Origin of the sequence: Brevundimonas mediterranea, assembly GCF_011064825.1 — a bacterium.
GTDB lineage: Bacteria > Pseudomonadota > Alphaproteobacteria > Caulobacterales > Caulobacteraceae > Brevundimonas > Brevundimonas mediterranea_A.
Map to the genome: position 1 here is coordinate 398676 of NZ_CP048751.1, position 21951 is coordinate 420626.

The window sequence follows — 21951 nt, forward strand, 5'->3', positions numbered from 1 at the left end:
AGTCGCCGGATAAACGGCGGGCGTCGAGGAGGCGCGCTCTATCATGGCCGCCATCTATCCTGATCTGAAGGACAAGACCGTCATCGTCACCGGAGGCGCGGGGGGGATAGGCGAAGCCATAGTCCGCAGCTTCCACGCCCAGGGCGCCCGGGTCGGCTTCCTGGATATCGACACACAACGCGGACCCAGGCTTCGGGCCGAGTTGGGGGCGGACACATTGTTCATTCCCTGCGACCTGACCGACATTCCGGCCTTGAAGGCTGCGGTCGCGGAAGTGCGCGCAGCGTTCGGGCTGATCGACGTTCTGGTCAACAACGCCGCCCATGACGAACGTCATGCGACCCTGGACGTGACCGAGGAATACTGGGACGGCCGCATGGCCATGAACCTGAAGCACCTGTTCTTCGCCGCCCAGGCCGTGCTGCCGGACATGCAGGCGACGGGCAAGGGCGCCATCGTCAATCTGGGATCCACGTCATGGATCATCGGTCAGGGCGGCATGCCGGCCTATACGGCGTGCAAGTCCGCCGTGATTGGGCTGACCCGTTCGCTGGCCCGCGACTTCGGCCCCTTCGGCGTGCGGGTGAACGCTGTCGCGCCTGGATGGATCATGACCGAGCGCCAGTTGGAGCTGTGGGTCACGCCAGAGACCGAAAAGGAAATCTACGCCAACCAGTGCCTCAAGCGCCGACTCGTGCCGGACGACATCGCCAAGGTGGTCGTCTTCATGTGTTCGGACGAGGCGGGGGCAATCACCAACCAACACTATGTCGTCGACGGCGGCTGGACCTGAATGACCGATACCTCAAAGACCCCTCCCCCCTCCAAGACGCTCCGCAGCCGCGCCTGGTTCGACAATCCGGAAAATCCGGACATGACGGCCCTCTATCTTGAGCGCTATCTGAACTACGGCCTGACGCGCAAAGAGCTGCAGTCCGACAAGCCGATCATCGGCATCGCCCAGACCGGTTCGGACCTGTCGCCGTGCAACCGCCACCACCTGGTGCTGGCCGAGCGCGTGCGTGAAGGCATCCGTGAGGCGGGCGGCATCGCCATGGAGTTCCCAGTTCACCCGATCCAGGAAACCGGCAAGCGCCCGACCGCCGGCCTGGACCGCAACCTGGCCTATCTGGGGCTGGTCGAGAGCCTGTACGGCTATCCGCTGGACGGGGTCGTCCTGACCATCGGCTGCGACAAGACCACGCCCGCCTGCCTGATGGCGGCGGCCACCGTCGACATCCCCGCCATCGCCCTGTCGGTCGGACCCATGCTGAACGGCTGGCACCGGGGCGAGCGTACCGGGTCGGGCACGATCATCTGGAAGGCGCGCCAGATGATGGCGGCCGGCGAGATCGACTATGACGGCTTCATCGAGTTGGTGGCGTCCTCGGCTCCGTCGGTCGGTTACTGCAACACCATGGGCACGGCGACGACGATGAACTCGCTGGCCGAGGCCCTGGGCATGTCGCTGCCCGGCTCGGCCGCCATTCCCGCCCCCTACCGCGAGCGCGCCCAGGTCGCCTATGAGACCGGGCTACGGATCGTCGAGATGGTGCGCGAAGATCTGAAGCCGTCAGACATCCTGACGAAAGAGGCCTTCCACAACGCCATCGTCGTCAACTCGGCCATCGGCGGCTCGACCAACGCCCCGATCCACCTCACCGCCCTGGCCCGCCACGCCCATGTCGACGTGCCGCTGAAGGACTGGCAGACTGAGGGGCTGCACGTTCCGCTGCTGGTCAATCTGCAGCCCGCCGGCGCCTATCTGGGCGAGGACTATTTCCACGCCGGCGGCGTGCCGGCGGTGGTGTCAGAGCTGATGAAACAGGGGCTGATCCGCGAGAACGCCCTGACCGTCACCGGCAAGTCGATCGGCGACAATTGCCGCGACGCCGAGATCGTCCTGCCCGATGTGATCAAGACCTTCGACGCCCCGATGAAGACCGACGCCGGCTTCGTCGTCTTCACCGGCAATCTGTTCAACTCGGCCATCATGAAGCTGAGCGTGATCTCACCCGAGTTCCGCGAACGCTATCTGTCCAACCCCGATGACCTGAACGCCTTCGAGGGCCCTGCCGTCGTGTTCGACGGACCCGAGGACTATCATCACCGGATCGACGACGAGAGCCTGGGCATCACCGAACAAACCCTGCTGTTCATGCGCGGCGCCGGCCCCATCGGCTATCCGGGCGCGGCCGAGGTCGTGAACATGCGGCCGCCGTCCTACCTGATCAAGAAGGGCGTCAGCGCCCTGGCCTGTATCGGCGACGGACGCCAGTCGGGCACCTCCGGTTCGCCGTCGATCCTGAACGCCTCGCCGGAAGCGGCGGCGGGCGGGAACATCGCCCTGCTGAAGACCGGCGACCGGGTGCGGATCGACATGAACACCGGCCGCGCCGACATCCTGATCTCGGACGAGGAACTGGCCGAGCGCCGCAAGACGTTCGAGGCGGCGGGCGGCTACAAATACCCGGCCTCCCAGACGCCGTGGCAGGAAATGCAGCGCGCGGTGGTCGGTCAGTTGGAGACCGGCGCCGTGCTGGAACCGGCGGTCAAATACCACCGGATCGTCGACAGGTTCGGTCTGCCTCGCGACAGCCACTGAGCACGATCAACATCGCCTGTAAAAATTATTTCATTGACAGAAGTCGGCCTAGCCGGTTTCCTGAACTCAAGGGCCGGCAACAGGCCTGAGGGTTTCAGGGAGGCGTCGCGTTGGATCGCGAAGATCTACTAGTTTCACGCGTGGATCGGCGCGCCCTGATGCAGGGCGCAACGGCGGCGGCTGTGGCGGCGATTCTTCCCTCAACCCCGGCCTTGGCGGCGACGCCCGAGACCCGACGACGCATCAAGCTGGCGTTCGATTGGAAGTTCGCTCTCGGCCACGCGGCGGACATCGACAAGGATTTCGGCTTCGGTCGAGATCAACGCACCTACGCCAAAACGGGCGGCTCCGAGACCTCCCCCATCGCCGAGGCGGCGAAGGCGGACTTCGACGATTCCGCCTGGACCGACGTCCAGACTCCGCACGACTGGGCGATCGACCTGCCCTACGATTCCACGCCTCGCATCCTGGCGCCCGATCAGGACGATCCCCGCGCCGCGCATGGGTTCCACGCCCTGGGCCGCGACCATCCCGAGAACAGCGTCGGGTGGTACCGACGCCCCCTGGACATCCCGGCCGACTGGGCCGGCCGCCGCATCGGACTGGAGTTCGACGGCGCGTTCCGCCAGGTCGTGGTCTTCGTCAACGGGATCATCGTCGACGAGCATGCCGGCGGCTATTCGCCCTTCCGCATCGACATCACCGACGTGGCGCAACCCGGCCGCCCCAACTGGCTGACCGTCCGTGTGGACGCCAGCTTGGGCGAGGGCTGGTTCTATGAAGGCGCGGGTCTTTACCGACATGTCTGGCTGACGGCGGCGAACCCGGTCCATGTGCCCCCCGACGGCGTGTTCATCCGGGCGGAGCCGCAGGGTTCGGGTGCACGGGCGACGGTCGAGGCGGCCGTGCGCAACCAGTCGGACTCGTCTCGCACGGCGACGGTGCGTACCGTCGTCGTGGCGCCGAACGGCCTGGAGAAGGCGCGACGGGAAGTCATGCTGTCGCTGGCGCCCTGGAGGAACGAAAACGCCGACCTGGCCCTGGCCTGGGACGTTGCTCCCCTGTGGTCGCCCGCCGATCCCCAGCTCCATCGGCTGACCACCGAAATCGAGATCGACGGCGTCGTGGTCGACCGGATCGAGACGCCCTTCGGCGTCCGGTCCGCGGTCTTCGACGCCCAACGCGGCTTCCTGCTCAATGGACAACCGCTGAAACTGCTCGGCGCCTGCTGTCACCAGGACCACGCCGGCGTCGGCGCCGCCATCCCGGATCGGCTCCAGGATTGGCGGATCGAACAGCTGAAGGCCATGGGCTGCAACGCCTATCGCGCCTCGCATAATCCGGCCATGCCGGAGCTGATGGACGCCTGCGACCGGCTGGGAATGCTGGTCATCGCCGAGACGCGGCGTATGTCCTCCGACGAAGAGTCCATGACAGAGCTGGCCACCCTGGTGCGGCGCGACCGCAACCGACCCTCGGTCATCGCCTGGTCGATCGGCAATGAAGAACAGGCGATCCAGGGCAACGAAACCGGCGCCGCCATCGCCCGCACCATGAAGCGGCTGGTCAACCGCCTGGACCCGTCCCGCCCCGTCACGGCCGCAAAGGACCAGGACTTCGACACCGGCGTATCGCGCGTCGTCGACGTTCTGGGCTTCAACTATCGCACCCCCCAGATGGAGGGCTATCACGCCCGCTTCCCAGATCAGCCCATCCTCGGCAGCGAGACGGGCAGCACGGTCTCGACCCGGGGCGAATATGTGCTGGACGCGGCCCGGCACATCGTCCCCGCCTATGACCGCGAACACCCCTGGTGGGCCTCGACCGCCGAGGAATGGTGGACCATTGCGGCTGAGCGCCCCTATATCGCCGGCGGCTTCATCTGGACCGGCTTCGACTATCGCGGCGAACCGACGCCCTACAGCCGTTGGCCCAGCGTCGGCTCCTACTTCGGCGCCATGGACTCCTGCGGCTTCCCGAAGGACAATTACTGGTACTACCGCGCCTGGTGGCGGCCCGAACCGCTGCTGCACCTGTTCCCGCACTGGAATTGGGAAGGGCGCGAAGGCGAGGAGATCGAGGTCTGGGTCCATTCCAACCTGGATCGCGTCGAACTGTTCGTGAACGGCCGCTCGGTCGGAGCGAAGACCGTCGAACGCAATCGTCACCTGGCCTGGTCCGTCCCCTATGCGCCGGGCGTGCTGGAGGCGCGCGGGTACAAGAATGGTCACCTAGTCTCGACCCAGCGTCGCGAGACCGCCGGCGCCCCGGCGGCTCTGCGTCTGTCCGTTGATCGTCAACGATTGACTGCCGACGGCGAGGACGTGGCCATGATCGCCACCAGCGTCGTGGACGCCCGTGGCCGACCCTGTCCGCGCGCCAACGACCTTGTCGCCTTCGAGGTTGCGGGCGACGCCCGGGTCATCGGCGTCGGCAACGGCGATCCTGTCAGCCACGAGCCGGATCGCAGCGACCGCCGACATCTGTTCAACGGACTGGCCCAGGCCATCGTCCAGACGGGCCGCAAAGGCGGCCCCATCACCGTCACCGCGCGGGCCGACGGGCTGCGGCCCGCCGTGCTTCGTCTCGACGCCCGCAACACCAAACTATCGACCTGAAAATCAGGCGAGCACAGGGGGAGTTTCTAATGACCGCCAATCGCAAGACCATCGCCGCCGCCAGCGTATCGCTGGCCGCCCTTCTCGCCGCAGCCCCCGTCTGGGCCCAGGAGGCCCCCGCCACCGACGACGCCGCCCAGGTCGACGAGGTTGTCGTCACCGGCATCCGCGCCTCGCTGCGCGACGCGATCGGCGTCAAGCGCCGCTCTGACCTGGTGGTCGAGGCCATCTCCTCCGAGGACATCGGCCAACTGCCGAACGTGACCATCGCCGAAGAGCTGGTGCGTCTTCCCGGCGTCAACGGCACGCGCGACCGCGGCAACCAAAGCCAGGCCTCGATCCGGGGCCTCGGCCCGCGCCTGGTGCTGGGCCTCGTCAACGGCCGCGAGGTCGCCTCGTCGGAGCCGGACCGCAACGTCCGCTGGGAAATCTATCCGTCGGAGGTCGTCTCGGGCGTCGAGGTCTACAAGTCCCAGTCGGCCGACCTGATTTCCGGCGGCATCGCCGGCACCATCAACATCCGCACCATCCGCCCGCTGGACTATCGCGGCCCCAGCTTCGTCGGCACCGCCGGCGCGGTCTATTACGAGGGCGGCGAGGACCTGCCTGACTATGATCCGCTGGGTTCGCGCTTCAGCGCCAGCCTTACCCATCGGCTTACCGATACCCTCGGCGTCAACCTGGGTGTGACCCACCAGGAGCAGAAGAACGGCTATTCGACCTTCGAGGGCTGGGGCTGGAACGACGAAGATACGGGCGGATCGCCCGGCGATATCGACGGCGACGGCGATCTGGACGCGACCTTCTGGGGCGCCCAGACCCAGGTCAAACGCCTGACCGAGACCCGCAACGGCGTAAACGGCGCCCTGCAATGGAAGCCGTCCGACCAGTTCGAACTGAACATGGACGCCCTCTATTCGAAGGTCGAAATCGACGAGGACCAGAACCAGATTTGGTACGGCAGGAACAACACCTACTCGAACTTTGCCGGCGCCTCCGGCTGGGCCTACGGCGATCCGGCCGCCTCCTACACCATCATCGACGGCACAGTGGTCGCCGCCACGCTGCCATTCGCCTCGGTCACCAACGTCATCGCCAAATACGTCGAGGACAAGACGCTGCTGGCCACGGGGCTGAACGGCAAGTGGATGTCGGGCGCCTGGACCCTGACCGGCGACGTCGCCTATTCGAAGGCCGAGCGCGAGAACCTCTGGCGCGCGATCTTCACCGAACACTATCCGGCGCTCGCCGGCGTCGACATGACGCCGGGCCGGACGCCGTCGGCCTTCGCCAGCTATGATACGTCAGACCCCAGCTTCCAGCCGCTGTTTGACTATGTCCCCGGCCAGGCGGACGGCGGCAAGCTGACGGACGAACTGACGTCGGCCCAGTTCGACGTCGCCCACTACGGCGGCGAGACGGGCGTCACCAAGACCTCCTTCGGCGTCCGCGCCTCTGACCGGTCGAAGGCCTACGAGCGACTGCTGTGGACCCAGGCGCCGATCGTCGCCACCCTTCCCTCGTCGCTGCTCAGCAGCTTCACCGTCTCCGACTTCGACACCCCGGGCTTCCTGAACGGCGATTTCGACGCTGTGGCCCAGGCGGCCTACGGCGGCTTCGTCCAGCCCGCAGACGCCGTGGACGAGGCCTCGGGATGGTCCGTCGATGAAACGGTGTTCGAGGCCTATGTGAAGGTCGATTTCGCCGGCGACTTCGCGGGCCTGCCCGTCACTGGCAACGTCGGCATGCGTGCGGTTCAGACCGAGACCACCAGCAACGGCTATGAATCCGTCAACAGCGGAGCCCTGACGCCGATCTCGATCGACAATGACTATTTCGAACTTCTGCCCAGCCTGAACCTGACCCTGGCCCTGGCCGAAGACCAACAGCTGCGGTTTGGCCTGGCCCGGACCCTGGCGCGTCCGCCGCTGGATGAACTGCGCGCCGGCCGCACCCTGTTCAACACCAGCCCTCCGCCCACAGGCTCGGCCGGCAACCCGAACCTGACCCCCTACATCGCCAACCAGGTCGACCTGTCCTACGAGTGGTATTTCGCGCCGGAAGCCCTGTTCGCCGCCGCCGCCTACTACAAGGACGTCGAGACCCACATCGGCTACTTCACCCAGCCGGTGACCATCGACGGCGTGACCTACAATGTCACCGGTCCGTTCAACGGCGACGGCGGCGGCATCAGCGGCATCGAGCTGACCTTCCAGACGCCGTTCCGCTTTATCCCGGCGCTCGAGAATTTCGGCGTTTACGCCAACTTCGCCTATGTCGATTCCGACGTGAAGGAGTTCTCGCCGGCCAACAACCCGCTGGAGTCGACCGGCCTGGCCCGCGAGACGGCGACGGTCGACCTCTGGTACTCCGACGGCAAGTTCGAGAGCCGGCTGGGCTACAAGTACCACAGCCCCTTCACCGTCATCAGCGGCTGGGACGGGTCTGCGCTGCGCACGCTGGACAACGAATCCACCCTGGACTTCAGCGCCTCCTACCAGGTGACGTCGAACCTGGGCGTACGCTTCCAGGCCAGCAACCTGACCGATGAAGAGGTCAACACCTACTACGACAACGACGAGAACCGTCTGGCCAGCAACACCCGCTTCGGTCGCCGGTTCAGCCTCGACGCCACCTTCCGCTACTGACCCCGCGTCGCACCTCAAGCCTACGGAATCGCCCATGAAGATCCGCCGCATCCTCCTTCCCGCCTTCGCCGCCCTGATGGCCTTGCCCGCGCAAGCCCAGCAGGCGGGCCAGCCGGCGCCCTTCTATTTCGGCGCCGACCTGTCCTATGTGAACGAGATGGAGGACTGCGGCGCGATCTATCGCAAGGACGGTCAGGCCCGCGATCCCTATGGCCTGTTCGCCGAAATGGGGACCAATCTGGTGCGGGTCCGGATCTGGAACGACGCCGAATGGACCAACTACAGCGACCTGGACGATGTGCGCGAAACCATCCGCCGCGCCCGCGCGGCCCGAATGGAGGTTCTGCTCGACTTCCACTATTCGGACGACTGGGCCGACGGGGACAAGCAGATCGTGCCCAAGGCCTGGCGGTCGATGCGCGACGACACGCCGGCCCTGGCCCAGGCTCTTTATGACTACACTTTCCAGACCCTTCGGACGCTCGACGCCGAAGGCCTGATGCCGGACCAGGTTCAGGTCGGCAATGAAACCAACCCCGAAATGATGGGCGAGCTCGACTGGAAGACCGCCCGCCCCGGCATCAACTGGGAACGCAACGCCGCCCTGTTCAACGCCGGGATCAAGGCCGTACGCGACGCCGGCGCCCAGTCCAGCATCCAGCCTTTGGTCATGCTGCACATCGCCCAGCCCGAGAACGTCGAACCCTGGTTCGCCGACGCCTGGAAGCACGGAGTCACCGACTTCGACCTGATCGGCGTCAGCTATTATCGCAAATGGTCGACCCAGGGCCTGGACGGACTGGAGCAGACGATCAATCGTCTGCGCCATCGCTATCCGGCGGAGGTGGTTGTGGTCGAGACCGCCTATCCGTTCACCACGGACTCGGCGGACGATTCCCCGAACCTGCTGGGCGAGGACTCCCTCTTGCCCGGCTATCCCGCCACCTACGAGGGCCAGCGCCAGTACATGGTCGATCTGACCCAGCGGGTGAAGTTCGCTGGCGGCGTGGGTGTCGTCTATTGGGAACCGGCTTGGGTCTCTACCGACTGCTCGACCCGCTGGGGTCAGGGATCCAACTGGGAGAACGCGACCTACTTCGACTGGCGACGCGACGGGGAACCGACCCCTGCGGCGACCTTCGCCCAAGCCGCCTATCAAGAACCGACGACCATCACTCTGACCATTCGTCGTCCCGAGGGCGCCGCCGGGTCATTGTGGCTCTGGGGCGATTTCCTAGGCGCCAACGACGTCGCCGTGCGGCTCGCACCCGACGGCTCCGACCCAGGTCTTTACCGTTACACGACGAAAGTCAGGCCCGAAACCGACATCCGATTCCAAGTCTTCGACCGCCGCCCCTTCGAACGGGGTCTGCTCGAATCCGGCCAAGTGATAGCCGTTCACGTTGGAAATGACGACTTCGTCGGGGTCTATTCGACTACGCGCTGACGGTTTGGCGGACACCTTCGACGGCAGGCGCGGGTCGCCGTGATCAGCCGGTGCGAGGCGCTGGTCCCGATCATGAACGCCCTGAAGGTCGATGCCATTGAGGGCGTATAGTTGACCGAACTGGGCCTAGTCGTCACGACCACCGACATCGCCCCGAGGAGGCGGGCGAACAGCCGGATCGCGTCGCGCGGCTGACGAATATGCTGGCGGCGGGCGGCGTCGACGCCGACCATCGTCAGATCGTCGTCGTCCTGCACGGCGCCGCCACGACTGCGGTCCTGTCCGACGCCGCCTGGGCCGCGCGCGGCAAGGGCGACGCCAATCTCAACAGCGCCCTGATCCGCGCCCTTCTCGCCGCCGGCGTTCAGGTGCGCCTGTGCGGCCAGGCCATGGCGGGCCACGGCGTCACGGAAGCCGAACTCGAGCCGGGCGTGACCGTCGATCTCGCCGCCCTGATGACGGTGATTCACCATCAACAGGCGGGCTATGCGCTGATCGTCAATTGACGGGGGTCATAGGCTGAACCTTTCAGGCGGATAAAAACTATTAGTTTGTGTAACTATGTATATAAGTGTTGATCAGGATGTCTGAAGGAGACATCACATGACCGGACTTCCCCGCCTCAACGAACCCGCCCCCGACTTCCACGCCCGCACGACCCACGGGGATCGCTGCCTGGCCGACTATCGCGGCAAATGGCTCATTCTCTTTTCCCACCCCTCCGACTTCACCCCGGTCTGCACGACCGAGTTCATCGGCTTCGCGAAGCACGCGGATGAGTTCGCCGCGATGAACTGCGACCTTCTGGGACTCTCGATCGACAGCATCTTCTCCCACCTGGCCTGGACCCGGAACATCAAGGAGAAGTTCGGCGTCGAAATCCCCTTCCCCATCATCGAGGACCTGAAGATGGAGGTGGCCCAAGCCTATGGGATGATCCATCCGGGCGCGGCCGACACCTCAGCCGTTCGCGCGACCTTCCTGATCGATCCGGAAGGCAAGCTTCGCGCCATGGTCTATTACCCCATGAGCAACGGCCGCAGCATCGACGAGTTCGTCCGACTGCTGACCGCCATCCAGACGTCGGACGCCAATGGCGTGGCGACCCCGGAAGACTGGCGCCCGGGCCAGCCGGCCATCGTGCCCCCGCCCAAGACCGCCGCGGCGGCCGAGGCCCGCGCCTCCGAAGGCTACGACTACACCGACTGGTACTTCTCGACGCGCGAGCTCCCCGACGCCCCGAAAGCCGCCTGATCGGACGCCGGCCGGACCGCGACAGCGGTCCGGCCCTCCCTTTCCCGGACGCGAAAGGAGCTCACATGGGCGGCCTAAGACGAATCCAAGAGGCGGAATCTACCGACCTTCAGGCCGCTTCGCCATGCCGAAATACATACTTGCGCCAAGTATGAATATATCTATATATGAACACCCAACGGAGACGCCCCCATGTCCTCGCACCCCCAAGACCCCATCCGTGAACAGGCCGCTGAAATCGTGCGCGCCGCCCTGGCGGACGCCACGCAACGTCCTGTTGTGAAGTCCTTTTTTGACGAAGCGACCTTTACGGTCAGCCATGTGGTGCGCGACCCCGGCTCCAAGGTCTGCGCCATCATCGACAGCGTGCTCGACTACGATCCGGCCTCCGGCCGAACCTCGAACGCCTCCGCCGACGCCCTGATTGACTACGTGAAGTCCGAAGATCTCCAGGTGCAATGGCTGCTGGAGACCCACGCCCACGCCGACCACCTGTCGGCCGCGCCCTATCTGCAGGAAAAGCTGGGCGGCCGGCTCGCCATCGGCCACGAAATTCTCACTGTCCAGGCCGTATTCGGCAAGATCTTCAACGAGGGAACCGAATTCCGCCGCGACGGCAGCCAATTCGACCAGTTGTTCAATGACGGCGACCGGTTCCGCATCGGCGGGCTGCAGGCCATGGCGCTGCATGTGCCGGGCCACACGCCCGCCTGCCTGGCCTATGTGATCGGCGATGCGGTCTTTCCCGGCGACACCATGTTCATGCCGGACTATGGCACGGCGCGCTGCGACTTCCCCGGCGGCGACGCCCGGACCCTGTACCGCTCGATCCATCGCCTGACCGCCCTGCCGGATGAGGCGCGGGTCTATCTGTGCCACGATTACAAGGCGCCGCCCGGCCGCGATGAATTCGTCTGGGAGACCACCATCGGCGCTCAGCGCACCGGCAATATCCACATTCGCGACGGCGTCTCCGAGGACGCGTTCGTGGCCATGCGCACCCAACGCGACGCCACCCTGCCCATGCCCCGGCTGATCCTGCCGTCGGTTCAGGTCAACATGAACGGCGGACGCCCGCCGGAGCCCGAGGCCAACGGGGTTCGCTACCTCAAGGTCCCGCTGAACGCGCTGTGAACCTTCAGCGCGCCGGCCGGCCTGAGCCGCAAGACCTGAACCCGATCCGCAAGCAGGAAGACCGAGCGATGGATATCCGCCCGCTGGACGACGCCCTTTCGGCCTCCCCCCAGATCGCCTTGCAGGACCTGGCCGCCGTCGCGGCCCAGGGCTTTCGATCCGTGATCTCGAACCGGCCCGACGGCGAAGACCCCGATCAGCCCAGCGCAGCCGAATTTCGCCAGGCCGCCGAGGCCGTCGGCCTGGCGTTCGCCCATGTGCCCGTGGTTGGAGGCGCCATATCCGACGCCGATGTGGCGGCCTTCCGCCGGACCCTCGACGCCCTGCCCCGGCCTGTGTTCGGCTTTTGCCGCACCGGTACGCGCACCACCACCCTGTGGGCGCTCGCCCGCGCGGCCGACGAAGCCGACCGCCTGATCCAACGCGCCCAGGCGGCCGGCTACGACCTGTCGGCGCTTCGTCCACGCCTGGAAGGCGCGCGCTGACCCCATGGATCTTTCCCCTCTTCAATACGGCCTCGGCGCCGGCGCGGGTTCGCTGGTCGGTTTCAGCCTGGGTCTGGTCGGCGGGGGCGGGTCCATCCTGGCCGTGCCGCTGATCGTCTATCTGGTCGGGGTCAAGGATCCCCACCTCGCCATCGGCACCAGCGCCTTCGCCGTGGCCGCCAACGCCTTCGCCAACCTGCTGAACCACGCCCGACACGGCACTGTGAAATGGAAGATCGCCGGCCTGTTCGCCCTGGCTGGCGTCCTCGGCGCCGTCCTGGGCTCGACCCTGGGCAAGGCGGTGGACGGCCAGAAGTTGCTGGCCCTTTTCGCCGTCCTGATGCTGATAGTCGGGGCGCTGATGCTGAGGGGCCGCTCGGCCGCCGGCGACCCCGATGTGGTTCTGACGCCGGGCAATGCGCCGAAGCTGATCGGAACCGGCGCCCTGACAGGGATCATGTCCGGCTTCTTCGGCATCGGCGGCGGCTTCCTGATCGTCCCTGGCCTGATGGTCTCGACCCGCATGCCCATCTACTATGCGGTCGGCTCGTCGCTGGTCGGCGTGACGGCCTTCGGCCTGACGACGGCCTTCAACTACGCCCTGGACGGCTGGGTCGACTGGCCACTGGCGGCCGTCTTCATCGGCGGCGGGGTGTTGGGCGGTCTGGTCGGCGCACGGCTGGCCAAGGCCCTGTCAGGACAAAAAGGCCTATTGAACACAGTGTTCGCCGGGCTGATCTTCGTCGTCGCCTTCTATATGCTTTACCGCAGCGCCGGCGCGCTCGGCCTGATCGGGTGAGACCACACCATGGAACTTGACGCCCTGATCCTGGCGCGGATGCAGTTCGCCTTCACCGTCGCCTTCCATATCGTCTTCCCCGCCTTCTCCATTGGCCTCGCCAGCTATCTGGCCGTGCTGGAGGCCCTGTGGCTGAAGACGGGGCGAGACCTCTATCTGAACCTGTTCAAATACTGGCTGAAGATCTTCGCCGTGGCCTTCGGCATGGGCGTCGTTTCGGGTTTGGTCATGTCCTACCAGTTCGGCACCAACTGGTCGGTCTTCTCCGACAAGGCCGGACCGGTCATCGGCCCCTTGATGGCCTATGAGGTGCTCAGCGCCTTCTTCCTGGAGGCGGGTTTCCTGGGCGTCATGCTGTTCGGCCTGAACCGCGTCGGCAAGAAGCTGCACTTCCTGGCCACCCTGATGGTCGCGATCGGCACCTTCGCCTCGGCCTTCTGGATCCTGTCGGTCAACAGCTGGATGCAGACCCCGCAAGGCTACGCCATCAACGAGGTCGGCCAGTTCGTACCGGCCGACTGGTTCAAGATCGTCTTCAATCCCTCCTTCCCCTATCGCCTCGCCCACATGCTGCTGGCGGCCTATCTGACCACCGGCCTGGTGGTCGGCGCGGTCGGGGCCTGGCACCTGATGAAGGAGCGGACGAACAAGGGGGCGCGCAAGATGTTCGCCATGGCCATGGGCATGATCCTGGTCGCCGCCCCGGTCCAGATCTTCATCGGCGACATGCACGGGTTGAACACCCTGGAGCATCAGCCCGCCAAGGTCATGGCGATGGAAGGCCATTTCGAAAGCCACCCGGACGGGGCGCCGCTGATCCTGTTCGGCATTCCTGACCGCGAGGCGGCCACCGTCCACGGCGCGGTCGAGATCCCCAAGCTGTCGTCCCTGATCCTGAAGCACGATCCGAACGCGCCCCTGGCCGGTCTGGACACCATCGCCCGCGCCGACTGGCCGCCGGTCGAGATCGTCTTCTGGTCCTTCCGCGTCATGGTCGGCCTGGGCATGGCCATGCTGCTGCTGGGGCTCTGGGGGCTTTATGCTCGCCTGCGCAAACGCCTCTACGATGCGCCCTGGCTGCACCGCTTCGCCCTGATCATGGGGCCGATGGGCTTCGTCGCCGTGCTGGCGGGCTGGATCACCACCGAGGTCGGCCGTCAGCCCTGGACCGTCTATGGGCTGCTCCGCACCGCCGACAGCGCGGCGCCCCTGGCGGCGCCCGCCGTCGCAACCTCCCTGGCCGCCTTCGCTGTGGTCTATTTCACCGTCTTTGGCGCCGGGGTCTTCTACATCCTGCGTCTGATGAGCCATGCGCCGCACCGGGACGAGCCGGGCGTGGCGGAAACCCCGATCCGCACGGCGGGCATCACCCCCGCCCCCGCCATCGACCCGGACCGCCCCATCCCGACCGGCGAGGAGACCGATCATGAGCGTTGATCTGACCCTGGTCTGGGCCGGCCTGCTGGCCTTCGCCGTCTTCGCCTATATCGTCATGGACGGGTTCGACCTGGGCGTCGGCATCCTGTTCCCGACGCTGAAGGCCGGGGACCAGCGCGACAAGGCGATGAACTCGATCGCCCCGGTGTGGGACGGCAATGAGACCTGGCTGATCCTGGGCGGCGGCGGCCTGTTCGCCGCCTTTCCCCTCGCCTACGCCGTGTTGATGCCGGCGGTCTATACGCCGATCATCGCCATGTTGCTGGGCCTGGTCTTCCGGGGCGTGGCGTTCGAATACCGCTGGCGCACGGTGCGGGCCAAGCCCGTCTGGGACGTCGCCTTCTTCGGCGGCTCCCTGCTGGCCGCCTTCTCCCAGGGCGTCACCCTGGGGGCCATCCTGCAGGGGGTCGAGGTGTCGGGCCGCGCCTATGGCGGCGGCTGGTGGGACTGGCTCAGCCCCTTCAGCCTGCTGACCGGCGCCGCCGTCGTCGTCGGCTACGCCCTTCTGGGGGCCACCTGGCTGAACATGAAGACGGAAGGCGCGCTCCAGACCCACGCCCGCGCGCAAGCCTGGAAACTGGGTCCGGCGACCCTGCTGATGATCGGCGCGGTCAGCCTGGCCACCCCCTTCCTCGACGGCGAATACGCCCGGCGCTGGTTCGACTGGCCCGGCGTGCTTCTGACGGCCCAGGTGCCGTTGCTCGTTCTGATCGTCGCGGCCGCCTTCTTCTGGACCATGCGTCAGAAGCGCGAAGTCTGGCCCTTCCTGCTGTCGCTGGGCCTGTTCGCCGTCACCTTCGCGGGTCTGGGCGTCAGCGTCTTCCCCTACGCCGTGCCCGACGAGATCACCCTCTGGCAGGCCGCCGCCCCGGCCTCCAGCCAGCTGTTCATGCTGGTCGGCGCCCTGATCCTGATCCCGATCATCCTGGCCTACACCGCCTATGCCTACTGGGTGTTCCGGGGCAAGGTCGGCGACGACGGTTACCACTGATGCGTCGCGACTCCAGAAACGGGCTCCGGCAGGGCCTTTGGTTCGTCGCCCTCTGGGTGCTGGGCGTGGGTGTCCTGGGCGTGATCGCCTATCTGCTGCGCGGCGTTCTCAAGCTGGCCGGCGGGTGACGCCGCAGGCGCCGAACCGCTGGCCCTGGCCGCCGCTCATCACGGGCGGCGCCGTCCTTGTCGCGCTCATCACGGCGCGTCTATGGACTCCGCCCGCCCTCTTCCCCGGCGCCTTCGCCGCCGGCGGCCTCCTGGTCGGGCTCGCCCTTGGTCTGGACCTCTGGGCCATGCTGGAGATGCGGCGGCGGCGCGCCAACATCTTGCCGCACCGGGCGGCGACCGCTCTGGTCACGACCGGTCCGTTCGCCTGGAGCCGCAACCCGATCTATCTCGCGAACGGGCTGCTTCTGCTCGGCCTCGGGGGCCTGTTCGACAACGCCTGGTTCTTCGTGGCCGCCCCCGTCGCCGCCTTCGCCACCGACCGTCTCGCCATCCGGCGCGAGGAACGACACCTGGCGGCCCTCTTCGGCGCGGCGTGGTCCGTGTACGTGGGCCGGGTGCGCCGCTGGCTGGGCCGGCGGATGACGTCGTGATCCCCTTTCGCCCGGCCCACAGACGCCTCCCTATCCCGTCGCTTCGTCACTACCGTGAGGTTACGGGGCGCGGCATGTGAACCAAGCAGCTATGCTCCGCTCATTACTCCGCAATCATCTCGTCAGGGGGCGCCTTATGACTGCCCCTCACTCCCACTCGATTACACAAATTACCCCAAGCCGCTGATCGGCTTGGGGTTTTTTCTCGCATATCGGTCGCCGGACCGATTGAATAACCGACAAACGGGAAGTATTCTGAAAACATTCAGAAAATTCTAAGCAATAACATTTGCGTGAATTCGTCATCTTTTGCGGTCTATCGGACTTTCTGAGCACCGAGATGCAATGCAACGAGTTCGATTCGCCTTGCCACTTTGCACCATCACTCGGACGTACACTGTATCTCATGCGCATGTTCGTCGTCGAGCTTACCGGCTCGATCGTATGGCGATAGCGACAAGCGTCGTCGATGCCTGTCATGCCGCGCTCGACGACCGGAATGCAAACGCCGCACTGGCTTTGCGGCCGACGGCGTCCTGATTTTCGACGACGGCGGGACTGGCCGATCGGTCTTTCGCCACGAGGACGACAGATGGCGGATTACGCACATCCGTTGGTCCTCGGACGCGGTGCCCTGATCTCGCGATCAGGCGGCGGGAGTCGCTGACGCTCCCTTCTGGGCGAGCCAGGCGTCGATCAGGGTGATTTCGCGCTCCTGAGCCGAGATCACCGCCTGGGCCAGGTTCCGCGCTTGGGCGTCCTTGCCTTGCGCGAGCTCCACACGGGCCATCGAGACGGCTGCGACGTGGTGACCTCGCATCTGCGTCATGAAGTCGATGTCCGCGTCCCCGGTGAAGGGAGGCATCGCCTCCATCATCGTGTTCATCGATGCCTTGTAGCCTTGGGTGGCGACGGAGTCGCCGGGCGCAGGCGCAGCCATGCCGCCCTCCATTCCGCCATGGGCGTCCGCCGCTGCGGCGGCCTCAGGCGCGGCTACGGCGGGCTCTTCGGCTTGCGGGGAACAGGCCGTAGCCAAGGCGCAGGCGGCGAGGACGAGGCTGATGCGTTTCATGACGGCTCCTTGGGATCCGACGTTAGCGACCAGGAGGGCCCATTCGTTCCGCCAACTCTACCGTCCGGCCCGCGCCAAGAGCTCGATCAGCTCGCCGGCCTTGGCCTTGCGATCCTCGGGATCGTCGCCGGTCATGGCGCCCATGACGCAGTGGTCGAGGTGATCCCGTAGCACTTCGGTCTCCACGCGATGGAGCGCGGCTCGAACGGCCTGAAGTTGGGTCAGCAAGTCGACGCAATACCGGTCATCTTCAACCATGCGGGAGATTCCCCGCACCTGGCCTTCGATCCGGCTGAGCCTGTTGAGGACTTTGGGTTTCGTGTCGGTTTGCATGCGGCCTGTCCTCCTGAGCGCCCCCATATACCCCAGACGGGTATCTTGCGATATACCCCCCATGGGTATATGTGAGCCCTTCGGTCAGCCGGAGAGAGCGACATGTCCACGCATCCTCACAATCATGCCTCGGGTCACGCCTGCTGCGGGGCGAAGGCCTTGGATGGCGCGGCTACGGTCAAGGATCCCGTCTGCGGCAAGTCGGTCGATCTCACGACTACCGCTCACCGAGCCAGTCATGGCGGTCAGGACTATTTCTTCTGCTCGGCGGGGTGCCGGACCAAATTCATCGGCGATCCGATGCGTTACCTGAACCCTCGCGTGGAGGCCGAGCCGGCCGTTCCCGGCGCCATCTACACCTGCCCGATGCACCCCGAGATCCGGCAGGAAGGCCCAGGCTCCTGCCCGATCTGCGGCATGGCGCTTGAGCCGGAGACGGTCACGGCGGAAGCCCCGCCCAACCACGAGCTGATCGACTTCACCAGACGCTTTTGGGTTGGTCTGGTCCTGACCCTGCCGGTCTTCGCCCTGGAAATGGGCGGACACCTGGCCAATCTCCACATGTTCATCCCGGGCCAGATGTCGAACTGGATCCAGTTCGCTTTGGCGACCCCCGTGGTTCTCTGGTGCGGCTGGCCCTTCTTCGAGCGCGGCTGGACATCGCTGCGCACCCGGCGGCTGAATATGTTCACCCTGATCGCCATGGGGGTCGGCGTGGCATGGCTTTACAGCGTCGTGGCCGTCGTCGCGCCAACCCTGTTCCCGCCCGCCTTCCTGAAGGCCGACGGAAGCGCGCCGGTGTATTTCGAGGCGGCGGCGGTCATCACCGTGCTGGTCCTCGTCGGGCAGATTCTGGAACTGCGCGCCCGCGAACAGACGTCGGGCGCGATCCGAGCCCTGCTGGACCTCACGCCCAAGACCGCGCGCCGAATCCGGGCGGACGGCGTCGATGAAGATGTCTCGCTTGACCAGATCGCCGTCGGCGACCGCCTGCGGGTAAGGCCCGGAGAGAAGATCCCGGTCGATGGCGAACTCCTGGAGGGTCGGGTCGCTGTCGACGAATCCATGGTGACCGGCGAGTCCATGCCGGTGACCAAGGATGTCGGCGACCGCGTCGTGGCCGGCGCGCTCAACAAGACCGGATCCTTCATCATGCGCGCCGACAAGGTGGGCGCCGACACCCTGCTGTCGCAGATCGTCCAGATGGTGGCCCAGGCCCAGCGCAGTCGCGCCCCGATCCAGCGGCTGGCCGATACGGTCTCCGGATGGTTCGTTCCCACGGTGATCGCGATCGCCCTGCTCGCCGCCGTCGTCTGGGGCCTGGTCGGTCCCGAGCCCCGTTTGTCCTACGCCCTGGTCGCCGCCGTTTCGGTGCTCATCATCGCCTGTCCCTGTGCGTTGGGTCTGGCGACGCCGATCTCGATCATGGTCGGGGTGGGACGTGGCGCCCACGCCGGCGTCCTGATCAAAAACGCCGAGGCGCTCGAACGCTTCGAGAAGGTCGACACTCTCGTTCTGGACAAGACCGGCACCCTGACGGAGGGCCGTCCGTCGGTAACGGCGATCCTGCCCGCCCTCGGCTTCGTTGAAGCCGACATCTTGCGTCTTTCGGCCAGCCTCGAGCGGGGCAGCGAACATCCGTTGGCCGACGCGATTGTCCGGGCAGCCAAGGACCGGGACATCCCCCTTACCGAGGCCGTGGACTTCGACAGCCCGGTCGGTCGCGGCGTTCGCGGGACGATTGAGGGCCGCCAGGTCGCCCTGGGCAACACCCGTTTTCTCGGCGAGCTTTCGATCGACGTCTCCGCGCTGGAGCCGAAGGCGGAGGCCCTTCGCCACGACGGCGCCACCGCCATATTCGTGGCGATCGACGGAAAGGCGGCCGGGGTCATCGGCATCGCCGATCCCATCAAGGCCACCACGCCGGCTGCGATCCTCGCGCTGAAAGCGGCCGGTCTGCGGCTGGTGATGATGACCGGGGACAACCGGACGACGGCCGAAGCGGTCGCGCGTCGCCTCGGCATCGACGAAGTCCAGGCGGAGGTTCTGCCGCAGGACAAGGCGTCTGTCGTTCAACAGCTTCGTTCGCAGGGTCGGATCGTCGCCATGGCGGGGGATGGCGTCAACGATGCCCCTGCCCTCGCCGCAGCCGATGTCGGCGTCGCCATGGGGGCGGGTTCGGACGTCGCCATCGAGAGCGCCGGCGTCACGCTGCTGGGCGGTGATCTGCAAGGCATCGTGCGCGCACGGCATCTGTCCCGTGCGGTGATGGGCAACATCCGCCAGAACCTCGTTTTCGCCTTCGGCTACAACGCCCTTGGCATCCCCGTGGCGGCTGGCCTGCTTTATCCCGTCTTCGGCTGGCTTCTCTCGCCTGCCCTTGCGGCGCTCGCAATGGCGCTCTCCTCGGTCAGCGTCATCGGCAATGCGCTGAGACTGCGCGCGGTGAGGCTTTAGCCAAGATAGGCAATCAACAGTCCGCCCACCCACCTAAGGGAGGAACCGGCTGTGACGGGCCGGATTGATTTAGACGCTGACCGCAGTCTCCAAGCATTCGCAGCGGCAGGCGATGACGAACTGAAATTTCTGAAGAGGATACGGACGATGTCTCATCAACAGATGGACCACGGCGGTCAAGGCAACGCTCGTGGACTTGGCCCTTACCGAAGCCTGTACCTGGAGTTGGCGCTCGACTTCGTCATCATGTACCTGGTCATGTACACGATGATCGCCACGCTCGGTCACTTCTATCTCAACCTGAACAACGTCTACATGACCCTGATGATGGTCGCGCCGATGGCGGTCCTCATGCTCGTCTTCATGCGGTCCATGTACCCGTCGCGCAAAACAAACCTGGCCATTGGCGCGGTCGCGGCCGTGATCTTCGTCGGCAGCTTCATCGGCATGCGCACCCAGGCGTTCGTTGGCGACGACGAATTCCTGCGATCGATGATCCCGCACCATTCCGGGGCCGTGTTGATGTGCGAGCAAGCCTCCCTGACAGATCCGGAGATCATCGCTTTGTGCGACGGCATCGTGCGTGGTCAACAGGCGGAGATCGCCCAGATGCAGGCGCTCCTCGAGAAGCGTCGCCGCTGACCCCGGCGTGCGGGGGAAGGCCTCAGCCGCCGCCCGCTTCCTCTTCATGAGGGACGCGGTCGTGTGGCGCGTAGAGAAGCAGAAGGCCGGGACCGGCCAAACGTCTGGAGACTGAGTATGCGTTACTTCCACCCCGCGCCCTTCATCGCCGTCGCGGCGGTCGTGGCCTTCGCCGCCGGACCGGCGGCGGCCCACGCTCGCCTGGTCAGCGCCACCCCGGCGCCCGACTCCACCGTGGCCGCGACCCGGACGCTGACCCTGACCTTCAGCGAACGCAGCGTTCCCGCCTTTTCCGGCTTCGACGTCGTCAATGCGGCGGGGGAGAAGATCGCGATCCGCACCTCGGTGGCCGAGGACGGCAGGACCCTCACGGGCGCGCTGGCTCGCCCGCTGGCCGCCGGCGCCTACCGTGTCGACTGGCGTATCGCGTCGAGCGACGGCCACCGCATGACGGGATCCTACGCCTTCACGGTGCGCTGACGCCGTGCTGGAAGTCGCGGTCATCGCGCTTCGCTGGCTTCAATACGGCGGCGGCGTCGTCCTTCTCGGCGCGCCGCTGTTCCTTCTCTACAGCTTCAAAGACGCCGACGCGCCGAACCTGGAATGGTCGCGACCGACATTGCGCCTCGCCGCGATCATCGTCGCGCTCGGCTCGCTCGCCGCCCTGGTGGCACAGACGGCCGTCATGGCGGGGTCGCTGGGCGAAGCCGTCAAACCCGCGTCCCTGTCCTTCATGGTCACCGGCACGGCCCTGGGCATGGCGATGGTCGTGCGGGCCGCCGCCGCCTTGCTTGGGCTCGTCGCCTTGGTCGCCCTGAAACCCGGTCGCGCGCTCTGGAGCGTGACGGCCGCCTTGGGTCTGATGGTGGCCGCCAGCTTCGCGTGGACGGGTCACGGCGCGGCCACCGAGGGCCCTGGCGGGCCCCTCCATCTTGTCGCCAACATCATTCACGCGGTGGCAGCGGCCTTGTGGCTGGGCGCCCTGGCGGCGTTGACGGCCCTGCTTCTGCGCCGAGCCGGTCCGGACGACCTTGCAATCCATCGCGCCCTGCATGGCTTCGCCGGCCTTGGAACGCTCGCGGTCCTGTTGCTGGTGCTGACCGGTCTCGTGAACAGCTGGTTCCTGATCGGTCCCGAGCGCGTGGCGTCGATCGCGGGCAACCTCTACGGCCAGCTTCTGGTCGCCAAGCTCGTCCTCTTCGGTTTGATGCTTGCGCTGGCGGCGAGCAACCGGTTCCGGCTGACGCCGACACTGGGCTCTGCGCTGGAGACGGGCCAACCCTCCGTCGCCGCCATGAGCGCGCTCCGGCGCAGCCTGTTGATCGAAACGGGTCTGGGACTCGCCCTGATCGGCGTCGTGGCGGTCATGGGAACCCTGCCGCCCCCGGCGTCTCTGTAGGCTCGATTGCAATGATCAAAATGAGATCG

At 66.2% G+C, this 21951-nt stretch carries 20 protein-coding genes; 18 read left to right on the forward strand and 2 right to left on the reverse strand.

What is annotated here, in order from left to right; genetic code table 11:
* Nucleotides 1-43: 43 nt before the first annotated feature.
* The 14 genes from GYM46_RS01970 (at nt 44) to GYM46_RS02030 (ending at nt 16019) form a co-directional block, all read left to right on the forward strand.
* Nucleotides 44-793: an SDR family NAD(P)-dependent oxidoreductase gene (locus tag GYM46_RS01970; protein ID WP_035305134.1), complete on the forward strand. Its 750-nt coding sequence runs from the start codon at nt 44-46 to the stop codon at nt 791-793.
* Nucleotides 794-2605 (forward strand): IlvD/Edd family dehydratase, encoded by a 1812-nt coding sequence (locus GYM46_RS01975; protein ID WP_008264367.1) that lies wholly within the window; start codon nt 794-796, stop codon nt 2603-2605.
* A gap of 158 nt (nt 2606-2763) precedes the next feature.
* Nucleotides 2764-5223: a beta-galactosidase GalA gene (galA, locus tag GYM46_RS01980; protein WP_040349980.1), complete on the forward strand. Its 2460-nt coding sequence runs from the start codon at nt 2764-2766 to the stop codon at nt 5221-5223.
* Nucleotides 5224-5252: 29 nt separating this feature from the next.
* Nucleotides 5253-7871, forward strand: a complete 2619-nt coding sequence (locus tag GYM46_RS01985) for a TonB-dependent receptor (protein WP_008264327.1) — start codon at nt 5253-5255, stop codon at nt 7869-7871.
* Nucleotides 7872-7905: 34 nt separating this feature from the next.
* Nucleotides 7906-9318 (forward strand): glycoside hydrolase family 53 protein, encoded by a 1413-nt coding sequence (locus GYM46_RS01990; RefSeq protein WP_081836051.1) that lies wholly within the window; start codon nt 7906-7908, stop codon nt 9316-9318.
* A gap of 200 nt (nt 9319-9518) precedes the next feature.
* On the forward strand, nt 9519-9824 hold the full coding sequence (locus tag GYM46_RS01995) for a DsrE family protein (RefSeq protein WP_008258730.1): 306 nt from the start codon (nt 9519-9521) through the stop codon (nt 9822-9824).
* Nucleotides 9825-9921: 97 nt separating this feature from the next.
* Complete coding sequence (locus GYM46_RS02000) at nt 9922-10572, forward strand: peroxiredoxin (RefSeq protein ID WP_008258834.1); 651 nt, start codon at nt 9922-9924, stop codon at nt 10570-10572.
* 192 nt (nt 10573-10764) lie between these two features.
* Entirely contained in the window at nt 10765-11706 is a 942-nt protein-coding gene (locus tag GYM46_RS02005; protein WP_008264229.1) for an MBL fold metallo-hydrolase, read from the forward strand.
* Nucleotides 11703-12191 (forward strand): TIGR01244 family sulfur transferase, encoded by a 489-nt coding sequence (locus GYM46_RS02010; protein ID WP_008258850.1) that lies wholly within the window; start codon nt 11703-11705, stop codon nt 12189-12191. Before GYM46_RS02005 ends, GYM46_RS02010 begins: the two co-directional genes overlap by 4 nt.
* A 4-nt stretch (nt 12192-12195) precedes the next feature.
* On the forward strand, nt 12196-12990 hold the full coding sequence (locus tag GYM46_RS02015; protein ID WP_164952582.1) for a sulfite exporter TauE/SafE family protein: 795 nt from the start codon (nt 12196-12198) through the stop codon (nt 12988-12990).
* Between the two features lie 9 nt (nt 12991-12999).
* Entirely contained in the window at nt 13000-14427 is a 1428-nt protein-coding gene (locus tag GYM46_RS02020; RefSeq protein WP_008263196.1) for a cytochrome ubiquinol oxidase subunit I, read from the forward strand.
* Complete coding sequence (gene cydB / locus GYM46_RS02025) at nt 14417-15418, forward strand: cytochrome d ubiquinol oxidase subunit II (RefSeq protein WP_008259839.1); 1002 nt, start codon at nt 14417-14419, stop codon at nt 15416-15418. Before GYM46_RS02020 ends, cydB begins: the two co-directional genes overlap by 11 nt.
* Nucleotides 15418-15546 (forward strand): DUF2474 domain-containing protein, encoded by a 129-nt coding sequence (locus tag GYM46_RS16920; protein ID WP_194943540.1) that lies wholly within the window; start codon nt 15418-15420, stop codon nt 15544-15546. The genes cydB and GYM46_RS16920 overlap by 1 nt, the downstream gene beginning before the upstream one ends.
* Nucleotides 15543-16019 (forward strand): methyltransferase family protein, encoded by a 477-nt coding sequence (locus GYM46_RS02030; protein WP_008259823.1) that lies wholly within the window; start codon nt 15543-15545, stop codon nt 16017-16019. Before GYM46_RS16920 ends, GYM46_RS02030 begins: the two co-directional genes overlap by 4 nt.
* Before the next feature lie 646 nt (nt 16020-16665).
* Here GYM46_RS02030 and GYM46_RS02035 read toward each other — a convergent pair.
* Both GYM46_RS02035 and GYM46_RS02040 read right to left on the reverse strand, forming a co-directional pair.
* Nucleotides 16666-17091 (reverse strand): DUF305 domain-containing protein, encoded by a 426-nt coding sequence (locus tag GYM46_RS02035; protein WP_008259726.1) that lies wholly within the window; start codon nt 17089-17091, stop codon nt 16666-16668.
* Between the two features lie 57 nt (nt 17092-17148).
* Nucleotides 17149-17424: a metal-sensitive transcriptional regulator gene (locus GYM46_RS02040; RefSeq protein WP_040349360.1), complete on the reverse strand. Its 276-nt coding sequence runs from the start codon at nt 17422-17424 to the stop codon at nt 17149-17151.
* 102 nt (nt 17425-17526) lie between these two features.
* Between GYM46_RS02040 and GYM46_RS02045 the strand changes: the two genes are divergently transcribed.
* The 4 genes from GYM46_RS02045 to copD all read left to right on the forward strand — a co-directional run bounded on the left by GYM46_RS02045 (nt 17527) and on the right by copD (nt 21922).
* Nucleotides 17527-19881 (forward strand): heavy metal translocating P-type ATPase, encoded by a 2355-nt coding sequence (locus GYM46_RS02045; protein WP_040349359.1) that lies wholly within the window; start codon nt 17527-17529, stop codon nt 19879-19881.
* A 147-nt stretch (nt 19882-20028) separates the two neighbouring features.
* Nucleotides 20029-20523: a DUF305 domain-containing protein gene (locus tag GYM46_RS02050; protein WP_228763639.1), complete on the forward strand. Its 495-nt coding sequence runs from the start codon at nt 20029-20031 to the stop codon at nt 20521-20523.
* A gap of 117 nt (nt 20524-20640) precedes the next feature.
* Nucleotides 20641-21003 carry a copper homeostasis periplasmic binding protein CopC gene (gene copC / locus GYM46_RS02055; RefSeq protein WP_008260662.1) on the forward strand — a complete coding sequence of 121 codons (363 nt, stop codon included), beginning with the start codon at nt 20641-20643 and terminating at the stop codon, nt 21001-21003.
* Nucleotides 21004-21007: 4 nt separating this feature from the next.
* Entirely contained in the window at nt 21008-21922 is a 915-nt protein-coding gene (copD, locus tag GYM46_RS02060; protein ID WP_008260446.1) for a copper homeostasis membrane protein CopD, read from the forward strand.
* Nucleotides 21923-21951 lie beyond the last annotated feature (29 nt).

What these genes read in the sequence shown, in the direction of transcription:
- GYM46_RS01995 (WP_008258730.1), top strand. Translation starts at nt 9,519, where the DNA reads ATGCTGGCGGCGGGCGGCGTCGACGCCGACCATCGTCAGATCGTCGTC.
- galA (WP_040349980.1), top strand. Translation starts at nt 2,764, where the DNA reads ATGCAGGGCGCAACGGCGGCGGCTGTGGCGGCGATTCTTCCCTCAACC.
- GYM46_RS01985 (WP_008264327.1), top strand. Translation starts at nt 5,253, where the DNA reads ATGACCGCCAATCGCAAGACCATCGCCGCCGCCAGCGTATCGCTGGCC.
- GYM46_RS01970 (WP_035305134.1), top strand. Translation starts at nt 44, where the DNA reads ATGGCCGCCATCTATCCTGATCTGAAGGACAAGACCGTCATCGTCACC.
- GYM46_RS02045 (WP_040349359.1), top strand. Translation starts at nt 17,527, where the DNA reads ATGTCCACGCATCCTCACAATCATGCCTCGGGTCACGCCTGCTGCGGG.
- GYM46_RS01975 (WP_008264367.1), top strand. Translation starts at nt 794, where the DNA reads ATGACCGATACCTCAAAGACCCCTCCCCCCTCCAAGACGCTCCGCAGC.
- copC (WP_008260662.1), top strand. Translation starts at nt 20,641, where the DNA reads ATGCGTTACTTCCACCCCGCGCCCTTCATCGCCGTCGCGGCGGTCGTG.
- GYM46_RS02000 (WP_008258834.1), top strand. Translation starts at nt 9,922, where the DNA reads ATGACCGGACTTCCCCGCCTCAACGAACCCGCCCCCGACTTCCACGCC.
- GYM46_RS01990 (WP_081836051.1), top strand. Translation starts at nt 7,906, where the DNA reads ATGAAGATCCGCCGCATCCTCCTTCCCGCCTTCGCCGCCCTGATGGCC.
- GYM46_RS02005 (WP_008264229.1), top strand. Translation starts at nt 10,765, where the DNA reads ATGTCCTCGCACCCCCAAGACCCCATCCGTGAACAGGCCGCTGAAATC.
- GYM46_RS02015 (WP_164952582.1), top strand. Translation starts at nt 12,196, where the DNA reads ATGGATCTTTCCCCTCTTCAATACGGCCTCGGCGCCGGCGCGGGTTCG.
- GYM46_RS02040 (WP_040349360.1), bottom strand. Translation starts at nt 17,424, where the DNA reads ATGCAAACCGACACGAAACCCAAAGTCCTCAACAGGCTCAGCCGGATC.
- GYM46_RS16920 (WP_194943540.1), top strand. Translation starts at nt 15,418, where the DNA reads ATGCGTCGCGACTCCAGAAACGGGCTCCGGCAGGGCCTTTGGTTCGTC.
- GYM46_RS02035 (WP_008259726.1), bottom strand. Translation starts at nt 17,091, where the DNA reads ATGAAACGCATCAGCCTCGTCCTCGCCGCCTGCGCCTTGGCTACGGCC.
- cydB (WP_008259839.1), top strand. Translation starts at nt 14,417, where the DNA reads ATGAGCGTTGATCTGACCCTGGTCTGGGCCGGCCTGCTGGCCTTCGCC.
- GYM46_RS02020 (WP_008263196.1), top strand. Translation starts at nt 13,000, where the DNA reads ATGGAACTTGACGCCCTGATCCTGGCGCGGATGCAGTTCGCCTTCACC.
- GYM46_RS02050 (WP_228763639.1), top strand. Translation starts at nt 20,029, where the DNA reads ATGTCTCATCAACAGATGGACCACGGCGGTCAAGGCAACGCTCGTGGA.